The organism is Rhodococcus sp. NPDC057529, assembly GCF_042802055.1.
Taxonomy (GTDB): domain Bacteria; phylum Actinomycetota; class Actinomycetes; order Mycobacteriales; family Mycobacteriaceae; genus Rhodococcus_F.
In genome coordinates, this window is sequence record NZ_JBHVEY010000071.1 from 1 (window position 1) to 1,184 (window position 1,184).

General features: G+C 62.9%; 2 protein-coding genes. Both read right to left on the minus strand.

Features of this window, described 5'->3' with window-relative positions:
- Position 1: 1 nt before the first annotated feature.
- Positions 2–610, minus strand: a complete 609-nt coding sequence (locus ACFU5V_RS43055; RefSeq protein ID WP_378707535.1) for an IS630 family transposase — start codon at positions 608–610, stop codon at positions 2–4.
- Entirely contained in the window at positions 589–1,116 is a 528-nt protein-coding gene (locus ACFU5V_RS43060) for a winged helix-turn-helix domain-containing protein (RefSeq protein ID WP_378707537.1), read from the minus strand. Before ACFU5V_RS43060 ends, ACFU5V_RS43055 begins: the two co-directional genes overlap by 22 nt.
- Between the last annotated feature and the right edge of the window lie 68 nt (positions 1,117–1,184).

Here is a 1,184-nt window from a genome sequence, read left to right on the forward strand (position 1 = left end):
ATTAATGATCTTTCGGTAATTGAGTGAGCTCAGATCGCAAGGAAAGCCCAGCGTGATCGAGGAAGCCATGACACAGGTCGTAGCTCGAGCCGATCCGGGTCAGTCCGGACTCGGTCGCCACACGGACCTCGTCGAGGGTATCGGGGCACAGGTTCGCCAGTTCGGTGGATTTCATGTTGCCCCAGACCTGTTCGATCGGGTTGAGTTCGGGTGCATACGCAGGCAGCCGTTCGACGTGGAGCCAGTCGCGTTGGGTCGCCAGCCATGCCTTCATTGCCGCAGACCGGTGGGCCATCAGTCCGTCCCAGATCACGATGACCTGCTCCCCGGCGAAGTGGGCACGCAGTTCGATGAGGAACTCGATGAGCTTGTCGGTGTTGTACGAGCCGTCGGTCATGGAGAACACGAACGCGCTCTCGCTGCGGTCGGGCCGATAGGCCAGGACTGCGGCCATGGACATGCGCTTCCAGGAAAATCGGTGATGCAGAACAGGTGTGACGCCTTTCGGCGCCCAGGTTGCTCGGACCACAGGCAGCAGCGACACGCCGCTTTCGTCCTGGAAGCAGATCCATGCACCTCGGCGCCGCGCTATTTTTTTATCCGCGGCCACTCGTTCTCCCGCCAGGTGACGATGGCGTCCTCGTCGCGTTCGACGGCCCGCCGTACGGGTCGCTGGCGGCTCCAGCCCAGCCGGGTCCGCAGGATCGTCCACGTCTGGGTGGGCCCGTAGGTCACGCCGGTGAGCCGCTCGATCACGATCGCGACCCGGCCCAGTGTCCACACCCCGGTGGCGAAGCCATTCGCTTGGGGCCCCTTGAGTAATTCCTCTCGGATCACCTCGATCTGGGCGTCGTCGAGACGCGGCCGGCGTCCCGCCCGACCTGCGCCTTCGAGTGCCTCGCGACCTCCGGCTGTCCACTTCCTGTGCCAACGGGACGCGGTCTGTTGGGATATCTCCAACTCGACCGCGACATCGATCTGCCGCCGGCCCGCGGCGAACATCTCCGCGGCTCGCATGCGTCGGTCACGCAATGCGTCGAAATCTCGACGAGTACCGGACTGCTTGACTTTCCGGGTGTCGGACTTCTCGCCGGAGTTGGTCTTCTTTCCTGCCACTCGTCAATGATCAAGCAGCGCGGCGCGAATCACGTGTATCGACACGCCCTATTACCGAAATATCAGTA